This window comes from Halomonas sp. IOP_31 (genome assembly GCF_021151495.1).
GTDB lineage: Bacteria > Pseudomonadota > Gammaproteobacteria > Pseudomonadales > Halomonadaceae > Modicisalibacter > Modicisalibacter zincidurans.
This window is the reverse complement of the sequence record NZ_JAIRBP010000006.1, coordinates 124,174-132,675: the sequence shown is the minus strand read 5'-3', so window position 1 is coordinate 132,675 and position 8,502 is coordinate 124,174. Positions and strand designations below refer to the sequence as shown.

Here is an 8,502-nt window from a genome sequence, read left to right as displayed (position 1 = left end):
CCGATCTGCCAGGTCATCCAACAATGCTGAGACAGAGAGATCCAGTTCTTGCATCCTTCACCCTGTGATCGCTTCCATATCAACCACATGCATTGTAGCTTATTCAGTTACGACTGTAGTACTAGGCCGGCGACCCTGACGATCGCCGGCCGATAGCCATTCCCTTCATTTCACCCAGGTAGAAGCTCTGCGGAAACGCTCTCCTCCATCGGCCTGATCGGCGCCCTCTTCGGCGGGCTGCTGTCGTTCTTCTCGCCCTGCACCCTGCCCTTGCTGCCCGCCTATCTGTCGGTGGTCACCGGCGGCAGTGCCGGCAAGGCGGATCGGCGCTTCGAGGCGTTGCTGCTCAGCACCTTCTTCGTCTTCGGCTTCAGCGTGGTCTTCATCCTGATGGGCCTGGGGGTCACCAGCATCGGCCAGCTGCTGCGTGGTTATCGCCAGGAGCTCAACTGGATCACCGGCAGCATCGTCATCGTGCTCGGCCTATTCATGACGGGCGTGTTCCGGCTGCCCGTCCTGCAGCGCAGCTTTCAGTGGTCGCCCGAGCTGAGAGGGGGCTCTCCCATGGCGGCGACCTTCTTCGGCATCTCCTTCGCCATCGGCTGGACGCCCTGCATCGGCCCGATCCTGGGGGCGATCCTGATGGCCACCTCGACCACCGCCAATGCCCAGGCCGGCATGCTCTACCTGGCGACCTACTCCCTGGGCCTGGCCCTGCCCTTCCTGGCCAGCACCCTGCTGCTCAACAGGTTCAGCCACTACCGGGGCCGCCTCGGTAAGTGGAGTGCCTATGCCCGACCAGTCGCCGGAGTGATCCTTATCCTCATGGGGTTGCTGATCGTCTCCGGGACGCTCACCCGGCTCTCCAGCATCCTGGTGGACTGGTTTCCGGCCCTGGCCACAATCGGCTGAGGGCGTTGATCGACATCCAACCGTCGAGTCTCCTGCGACTTCTCAACGTATCGCCCCACGTGTTCCGTGTCAGACGGCGGCACCTCTGCCGGGGAGAAGCACTCGTCATGCCCCGGTGCATGGGCAGATGAGGGTCAATCCAGCACGATCAGATGATTGGGCAGTTCGTTGCGCTCGTGGGTGGCTGGTACCTGCTCCTTGAGATGTTCGCCGCATGCCTCGATGCACGCCAGGAAACCCCGCAGGGTCTCACCTGCCTTCACCTGCTGGGTGAACGCCGCCACGATGGATTGCCAGGTCTCGTCGCTGATACGTGCCGAGATGCCCCGGTCAACCAGGATTTCCACATACCGCTCGGCTTCGGAGACGAAAATCAGCATCCCCGTTCCCCCCTCGGTGTGGTGCAGCTCCTGTTCCAGGAACTGCCGCCGGGCGAGGTTGGCCGCCCGCCAATGACGAACCGATCGCGGGATCAGCCGGGTGGTGATGGCGGGGATGCGAAACACCAGTCCCAGCACGATGAAGGTCGCCCACTGCACCAGCGTCAGCTCGTAGGCCGTCAACCAGCCGGGAAAGTAATTGACCGCACCCGGTACCACCAGGGCCAGCAGGCCGGCCCAGAGCAGCGGGATATAGGCATAGTTGTCCGCTCGCGGAGCCAGCACGGTGACCAGCTCGGCATCGGTGTCGCGTTCGACCCGATGAATCGCCTCGGCTACCTGGCGTTGCTCGTTTTCACTCAGTAAGGCCATGGGGGTTGTGATCTCCGAATCCTGATTGTCATGTCGGTGTCGCCACCGGCGGGAAGGCTGGCTTACCAGCCGCCGGAAGCGCCGCCGCCACCGAAGCCGCCGCCACCGCCGAAGCCGCCGCCTCCGCCGAAACCACCCCCGCCGCCGCCGCGCGACCTGCCGCCGAGCGCACCGCCCAGCAACATGCCGGCCAGCAGGCCGCCGCGACCGCCCCGTACCAGCGTCATGACGATGACGAACATCACGAAGAAGAGAATCGATGCCGGTCCTTCAGGTCCCTGTTCCCGAGCCGGGGCGCTGGCGGTGGCACTGGTGTCCATGGGCTCGCCACCCAGCACCTGGATCATCGCCTCCACGCCCTCGGTGATGCCGCGGGCGTAGTCGCCCTCACGGAAGGCCGGCGTCAGGGTCTGGTTGATGATCACCGAGGACTGGGCGTCGGTCAGTCGACCCTCGAGGCCATAGCCGACCTCGATGCGCACCTTGCGCTCCTTCGGCGCGACGATCAGCAGGGCGCCGTTGTCCTCCTCTTGCTGGCCGATGCCCCAGTGGCGCCCCAGCTGATAGCCATACTCCTCGATGGTGACGCCCTGCAGGTCCGGCAGGGTGGCCACCACCAGTTGCTCGGTGGTGGCTTCTTCGTGGGCCGCGAGCCTCTCGCTCAGGCGTGATTCGGTGGCCGGATCCAGCAGCCCGGCCTGGTCCACCACACGACCGGTCAATTCGGGAAAGTCGAGTTCCTGTTCCTCAAGCTCCTGGGCCTGGAGGCCTTGTGCCTGAAGGCCGAGGCCCCCCGACAGCAGCAGCGCCAATAGCGGGATGCGCAGAAGATCGCTCATTCAAACTCCACCTGGGGGGCCTGGTCCGCGTTCTCGGTCGTGGCTTCGAAGGTCTCGCGCAGCGGCATGTCGCTGTAGAGGATGCTGTGCCACAACCGCCCGGGGAAGGTGCGGATCTCGGTGTTGTAGCGCTCGACCGCGGTGATGAAGTCGCGCCGCGCCACGGCGATGCGGTTTTCCGTACCCTCCAGCTGGGACTGCAGGGCCAGGAAGTTCTGATTCGACTTCAGGTCGGGATAGCGCTCGGACACCGCCATCAAGCGGCTCAGTGCCCCGGTGAGTTGCTGCTGGGCCTGCTCGAACTGGCGCAGCTTTTCCGGGTCGTCGAGCGACTCGGCGTCGATCTGGATGGACGTGGCCTTGGCCCGCGCCTCCACCACGGCGGTCAGGGTCTCCTGCTCCTGGCGGGCAAAGCCCTCGACCGTCTCGACCAGGTTGGGCACCAGGTCCGCGCGTCGCTGGTACTGGTTCTCCACCTGCGCCCAGGCCGACTTCACCTGTTCGTCATAGGTGGGGATGTTGTTGACGCCGCAACCCGTCAACAGCATCGCCATGATCAGCACAAGGACAAACCGCCAGACGCGAGGGTCGGGAAGCGTGGTGTATCTCGTCAGCATGGGGTCAGTCATCCCTGTCATTGCGAATCGATGAGGTCCAAGGTACAGCTCAGCTTGATGCGAAGGAAGCGATGCCATGCCGCCACGAAGCCGACAACGTACATCAGGCCATACCAGTGAATCTGCACCGGCCCGATGGCGATGGCAACCGGATCGATCTGAGGATACTGCAACCGAGGTTTGCAGCGCCATCTGACTTGATCTGGATCAATCGACAGGATCCGGTTCTGGGCTATATGGTGGGGACATAACCTGCCACAGGAGCCCTGCAACATGGCCAGGCATGCCCTCTTTCCCAAGCATTCCACGCGGCCTGACGTCGCCTGGCCGCGCCTTGGGATGGGCATCCTGCTGGGCATGGTGCTGGTGCTTCTCTTCAGTGCCGCCACGGCGGCGCCTGTGCCTTCCTCGACCGCGTTTGGCCAGGTTGGCGTCGAGTTTCTCTCGGACACGCACTCGAGCGCCGAACGCATCGACACGGAACACCCTCGGCCGCGCTGCCACCATGGCCATGGCGCTCGCCATGCCGGCAGTGCCCTGTTGCGCCTGGAACGCCAGGACCTCGAGTGCAAGCTTCTTCCCTTGAGCATGGCTGCCCCGACCATAGCGCCCCGGGTTGTCACCGCCAGCGGCACGCCACGTGCCCTTCCCGCCCCTTCTCCGGTTGCAGTCTACCTGTTGAGCCAACGCTTCAGAGTCTAAGTCATCCCCATTTCCCCAGCCCCACGACTCCAGACGGATACGCGGGGAGATAACTCGTGCCCGCCCTCGTATCGAACCAGGCGACTGCCGGAGTGGCCGCTGTGCGTGCAGAGACTCTTCCCACCAGACTTATCAGCATCTCGAGCTATAAACCACTGCCAGGCGTCGGGGTGCTTCGCTTTTCAGCGTCAATTCAGTTTCGTTGCGTATGCTTTGAGACACTCCGCGAAACCGAGAGGCGTAGGGCAGCGACTCCGGCCTTGACCATTGTGTCACACATAGGCTCTAGCCTTTCTCTGGACAGCTTCTCGGCATAACGAAGAAGGCGGCCGATATGACACGGGTCCCGATAATGAAATAGCAGGAGAGAGTCCATGAACGAGCTCGTATATTTCATGCTCTGGGCGGGAATCATCTTTCTGATGATGCGCTTCGGCTGCGGTGCTCACGTGATGGGTCATGGTCGTGGCAAGGCCAAGCATGGCGAGGGGGCATCAGAGAGGCAGGCGACCACCGAGAGCCTGCGCTGGATTCCGCCAGCCGAGGACGTCGATCCCGTCTGTGGCAAGACCGTCAGCACCGAAAAGGCCAAGTCGAGCGTCCACGAGGGCCATGTCTATTACTTCTGCTCACGTGACTGCCGAGAACGCTTCGAGGCCGCGCCCGAGCAATATCTCGCCGCTGAAGCCATGAGCCCGCCCGCCCAGCCGGAGAATGAACATGCCTGATGCCGATGTTCCGCCGACAGCCAAGCCGCATTACGGAACCCGCTTGCCGGTTCAAGCCGTGCCGCGGATCCCGGTGATCGCACTGGGTATGAGCCTGGGGCTGTTTCTGGCCGTGACCTTCATCCTGTGCGTCGGCTTCGGCCTGCTGTTTCCCGACCGGGCGATGTATGAGAGCTGGCTGCGCCTGCTGCCTGGCTTCACCTGGTTGAGTTGGCCAAGCTTCTTCCTGGGCCTGGCTGAAAGCTTCGGCTACGGCTGGTACGTGGCCCTGGTCTTCGGCCCGCTCTACAACTTCTTTGTCACACGCCTCAACCGGCGCAGCGGAGCGTAGGCCATGAACGAATCCCTCAACCATACCGGCGCCTGGGGCCTCGCGCTGATCGTCATCGTCTTGGTGTCCTGGTTCTTCTATCGCTATTTCGCACCGAAGAACTGGCGCGAATGGACCGGTGCCGGCGCGGTGCAGGCCTTTATCATCGCGCTTTACGCCGAGATGTATGGCTTTCCGCTCACTATCTATCTGTTGGTGCGTTTCTTCGGTCTGGATAGCGAGTATGTCAGCGCCAGCCTCTGGTCGACGCTGGTGGGGCTGGGAGAAACCGGCATGCTTGTCTCCATGCTGCTTGGCTACGGGCTCGCGTTTACCGGCATCGGGATCTTTATCCAGGGCTGGCGGCAAGTCTACAAGGCACGGCGCGAGAACCACCTGGTGACCGGCGGACTCTATTCCCTGGTACGGCATCCCCAATACACCGGCTTGTTCATCGCCTTGTTCGGCGAAGGTGTGGTGCATTGGCCGACACTATTCTCGATCGGCCTGTTTCCAGTGATCGTGCTTGCCTATACCTGGCTGGCCCACCGCGAGGAACGGCAGATGCTGGCCTGGTTCGGTGACGCCTATCGCGCCTACCAGCGGCGGGTGCCGATGTTCATTCCTCGCTGGGGACAGTGGCGGAAGCTAGCGGGTAGCTCACGCAATACTCACGATGAGCCGGGGGTTCACTGACATCCTGGATTCACACATCAACACACGCGGGCGGCGTTGATTTCATCCCACTGAAGATGCCGAACGTTGACCGGGATCAAGAGTCGCATGCTTTCACCTCATATTATCTTGACCCTTGGGTTACCCACAGGCTTTAGCCTGACGTCAGGGCAAAGTAAGTAACAAGAAAAGGAGATCCGACCATGTGGGGCGACATGATGGCGTATATGGGGAGTTACGGCTGGGGGCATATGCTCTTCGGCGGGCTCATGATGGTGTTGTTCTGGGGCATCGTCATTGCCTTGGCCGTTCTCCTGGTGCGTGGCCTGACCCGAGGCCGGGGCGAGCCATTTTCTCAACGGCGGCCAACGGCCCTGGACCTTCTTCAAGAACGCTACGCCCGGGGAGAAATCGACCGCGAGGAGTACGAGCAACGCAAGCGCGATCTTCTGCTTTGATCGCACCTCCTGATTATTGGATACGGCACTATTAGTTTCGACCCTATCGAGATAGGGCCACGAGGTTGAATCAAGACGCGGAAGCGACGGAGACGATTCCATGACGCAACACCAACACGACCATTGTCACGGGCATGCCTCGCACGAGGCACCGACACGAGGCAGCGGCGATACGGACCAACACGCCGCCGGCAGCCAGGGTGGCGCCCAATACACCTGCCCGATGCACCCGGAGGTCGTCTCCGACCAGCCGGGTGACTGCCCCAAGTGCGGCATGCACCTCGTGCCCGTGGGAAGCGACGACTCGCAGACGCATGACGGGCATGGTCATGGGGCCTCCGCGCCGGCCCACGGCGGCAAGTACGACAAGGTGCCGGCCGGGCATGCCGGCGCCGTCTACACCTGCCCGATGCACCCCGAGGTGCGCCAAACCACTCCCGGTGCCTGCCCCCTGTGCGGTATGGGTCTGGAGCTGGAATCGGCGGCGGTCGGCGATGAAGGGCCGAATCCCGAGCTGGTCGATTTTACCCGACGCTTCTGGGTCGCGGCCGTGCTCACGCTTCCGGTCCTGATTCTGACGATGAGCCCCTACCTGGGCCTCGGGGCCATTCGCGACTTCTTCGGTGAACGCAACGCGATGTGGATCGAGCTGGTGCTCAGCACGCCGGTGATCCTGTGGTCGGGCTGGCCGTTCTTCGTGCGCGGCTACAACTCCTTCCGCACCATGAACCTCAACATGTTCAGCCTGATCGGCATGGGGGTCGGCGCGGCCTATCTGTTCAGCATCGTGGCGGTGCTGGTGCCGGGCGTCTTCCCCGACGGCTTTCGCCGGGAAGACGGCACCGTCGGCGTCTATTTCGAGGCCGCGGCGGTGATCGTCACCCTGGTACTGCTGGGTCAGGTGATGGAGTTGCGCGCCCGTGAAGGCACCGGCAAGGCGATCCGCGCGCTGATGGACATGGCCGCCAAGACCGCGCGGGTGATCCGGCCCGACGGCAGCGAAGAAGAGGTCGCGCTGGAAGACGTGCAGGTGGGCGACCACCTGCGGGTGCGCCCCGGCGACAAGGTGCCGGTGGACGGCGTGGTGGTCGAGGGCCGCTCCTCGATCGACGAGTCGATGATCTCGGGCGAGCCGGTGCCGGTGGAAAAGGTCAAAGACGACAAGGTCACCGGGGCCACGATCAACGGCACCGGCAGCCTGGTCATGGAGGCCACCCGCATCGGCGCCGACACCATGCTCAGCCAGATCGTCGAGATGGTGGCTGCCGCCCAGCGCAGCCGCGCACCGATCCAGAAATTCGCCGACAAGGTGGCCGGCAAGTTCGTTCCCACGGTGATCGGCGTCGCCATCGTCGCCTTCATCGCCTGGACGATCTGGGGGCCGGCGCCGGCGCTGTCCTATGCGCTGGTCTCGGCGGTGGCGGTGCTGATCATCGCCTGCCCCTGTGCGCTGGGCCTGGCCACGCCGATGTCGATCATGACGGCCACCGGGCGCGGCGCGCAGGCCGGCGTACTGATCAAGAATGCCGAGGCGCTGGAACGTTTCGCCAAGGTCGATACGCTGATGGTCGACAAGACCGGCACCCTGACCGAAGGCAAGCCGAAGCTGGTGGCGGTGCTGCCCGAGGAAGGGCATGACGAGGCCGAGGTATTGCGCCTGGCGGCCAGCCTCGAACGTGGCTCGGAACACCCACTGGCCGAGGCCATCGTCGCCGGCGCCGAGGAGCGCGGCGTATCCCTCGCCGATGCCACCGATTTCGAAGCCGTGACCGGCATGGGCGTCAAGGGGGTCGTGGACGGCCAGTCGGTGGCCCTCGGCAACGCCAAGCTGATGGCCGAACTGGGCCTCGATGGCGGCCGGATCTCCGAGACCGCGAACGCCCGCCGCGATGAAGGCGAAACGGTAATGTTCGTCGTCCTCGACAACCAGATCGCCGGCCTGGTCAGCGTCGCCGACCCGGTGAAGGCAACCACGCCCGAGGCGCTCAAGGCGCTGCACCGGCTGGGCTTCCGCCTCATCATGGCCACCGGCGACAACGAGCGCACGGCCAAGGCAGTGGCCGGGCGCCTGGGCATCGATGAGATCCGTGCCGATGTGATGCCGGAGGACAAGGCCCGCATCATCCGCGAATTGCAGGAACAAGGCCGCAAGGTGGCCATGGCGGGCGACGGGGTGAACGACGCTCCCGCCCTGGCCCAGGCCGATGTGGGCATCGCCATGGGCACCGGCGCCGACGTGGCGATCGAAAGCGCCGGCTTCACGCTGGTCAAGGGCAACCTCGACGGCATCGTACGCGCCCGCAAGCTGTCGCTGGCCACCATGCGCAACATCAAGCAGAACCTGTTCTTCGCGCTGATCTATAACGGGGCCGGCGTACCGATCGCTGCCGGGATCCTCTATCCGTTTTTCGGCATCCTGATCGGGCCGATCTTCGCCGCCTTCGCGATGAGCGCCTCCTCGCTGTCCGTGGTAATGAATTCATTGCGCCTGCGCCGGGTGAGGATTTGA

10 protein-coding genes and 1 pseudogene are annotated in these 8,502 nt (G+C 63.8%); 7 read left to right on the top strand and 4 right to left on the bottom strand.

Going from position 1 to position 8,502, the window contains the following annotated elements; translation table 11 throughout:
* Positions 1-207 precede the first annotated feature (207 nt).
* Positions 208-912: a cytochrome c biogenesis CcdA family protein gene (locus K7I12_RS05495; protein WP_331460576.1), complete on the top strand. Its 705-nt coding sequence runs from the start codon at positions 208-210 to the stop codon at positions 910-912.
* Positions 913-1,046: 134 nt separating this feature from the next.
* Here the strand turns inward: K7I12_RS05495 and K7I12_RS05490 are convergent, their stop codons facing one another.
* From K7I12_RS05490 to K7I12_RS05475, 4 genes and pseudogenes are all read right to left on the bottom strand, one after another.
* Positions 1,047-1,664 (bottom strand): TPM domain-containing protein, encoded by a 618-nt coding sequence (locus tag K7I12_RS05490; protein ID WP_035557684.1) that lies wholly within the window; start codon positions 1,662-1,664, stop codon positions 1,047-1,049.
* 62 nt (positions 1,665-1,726) lie between these two features.
* Entirely contained in the window at positions 1,727-2,503 is a 777-nt protein-coding gene (locus K7I12_RS05485; protein WP_231663370.1) for a TPM domain-containing protein, read from the bottom strand.
* Positions 2,500-3,120: a LemA family protein gene (locus tag K7I12_RS05480; protein WP_035557690.1), complete on the bottom strand. Its 621-nt coding sequence runs from the start codon at positions 3,118-3,120 to the stop codon at positions 2,500-2,502. The genes K7I12_RS05485 and K7I12_RS05480 overlap by 4 nt, the downstream gene beginning before the upstream one ends.
* Positions 3,121-3,194: 74 nt before the next feature.
* A pseudogene (locus K7I12_RS05475) lies at positions 3,195-3,293 on the bottom strand (prolipoprotein diacylglyceryl transferase family protein); the annotation flags it as partial.
* Between the two features lie 100 nt (positions 3,294-3,393).
* On the opposite strand from K7I12_RS05475, the gene K7I12_RS05470 reads away from it, so the two are divergent.
* The 6 genes from K7I12_RS05470 to K7I12_RS05445 all read left to right on the top strand — a co-directional run bounded on the left by K7I12_RS05470 (position 3,394) and on the right by K7I12_RS05445 (position 8,502).
* Entirely contained in the window at positions 3,394-3,822 is a 429-nt protein-coding gene (locus K7I12_RS05470) for a hypothetical protein (RefSeq protein ID WP_092848850.1), read from the top strand.
* A 374-nt stretch (positions 3,823-4,196) separates the two neighbouring features.
* Positions 4,197-4,550: a YHS domain-containing protein gene (locus K7I12_RS05465; RefSeq protein WP_035557701.1), complete on the top strand. Its 354-nt coding sequence runs from the start codon at positions 4,197-4,199 to the stop codon at positions 4,548-4,550.
* Positions 4,543-4,881: a DUF5676 family membrane protein gene (locus K7I12_RS05460; protein WP_035557704.1), complete on the top strand. Its 339-nt coding sequence runs from the start codon at positions 4,543-4,545 to the stop codon at positions 4,879-4,881. Before K7I12_RS05465 ends, K7I12_RS05460 begins: the two co-directional genes overlap by 8 nt.
* A gap of 3 nt (positions 4,882-4,884) precedes the next feature.
* A complete protein-coding gene (locus K7I12_RS05455) occupies positions 4,885-5,556 on the top strand; it encodes a methyltransferase family protein (RefSeq protein ID WP_035557707.1) in 672 nt (223 codons plus the stop codon).
* A gap of 182 nt (positions 5,557-5,738) precedes the next feature.
* Positions 5,739-5,993, top strand: a complete 255-nt coding sequence (locus K7I12_RS05450) for an SHOCT domain-containing protein (RefSeq protein WP_043337204.1) — start codon at positions 5,739-5,741, stop codon at positions 5,991-5,993.
* A gap of 100 nt (positions 5,994-6,093) precedes the next feature.
* Positions 6,094-8,502, top strand: a complete 2,409-nt coding sequence (locus tag K7I12_RS05445) for a copper-transporting P-type ATPase (protein ID WP_269438568.1) — start codon at positions 6,094-6,096, stop codon at positions 8,500-8,502.

What these genes read in the sequence shown, in the direction of transcription:
- K7I12_RS05485 (WP_231663370.1), bottom strand. Translation starts at nt 2,503, where the DNA reads ATGAGCGATCTTCTGCGCATCCCGCTATTGGCGCTGCTGCTGTCGGGG.
- K7I12_RS05460 (WP_035557704.1), top strand. Translation starts at nt 4,543, where the DNA reads ATGCCTGATGCCGATGTTCCGCCGACAGCCAAGCCGCATTACGGAACC.
- K7I12_RS05450 (WP_043337204.1), top strand. Translation starts at nt 5,739, where the DNA reads ATGTGGGGCGACATGATGGCGTATATGGGGAGTTACGGCTGGGGGCAT.
- K7I12_RS05480 (WP_035557690.1), bottom strand. Translation starts at nt 3,120, where the DNA reads ATGCTGACGAGATACACCACGCTTCCCGACCCTCGCGTCTGGCGGTTT.
- K7I12_RS05445 (WP_269438568.1), top strand. Translation starts at nt 6,094, where the DNA reads ATGACGCAACACCAACACGACCATTGTCACGGGCATGCCTCGCACGAG.
- K7I12_RS05465 (WP_035557701.1), top strand. Translation starts at nt 4,197, where the DNA reads ATGAACGAGCTCGTATATTTCATGCTCTGGGCGGGAATCATCTTTCTG.
- K7I12_RS05455 (WP_035557707.1), top strand. Translation starts at nt 4,885, where the DNA reads ATGAACGAATCCCTCAACCATACCGGCGCCTGGGGCCTCGCGCTGATC.
- K7I12_RS05490 (WP_035557684.1), bottom strand. Translation starts at nt 1,664, where the DNA reads ATGGCCTTACTGAGTGAAAACGAGCAACGCCAGGTAGCCGAGGCGATT.
- K7I12_RS05470 (WP_092848850.1), top strand. Translation starts at nt 3,394, where the DNA reads ATGGCCAGGCATGCCCTCTTTCCCAAGCATTCCACGCGGCCTGACGTC.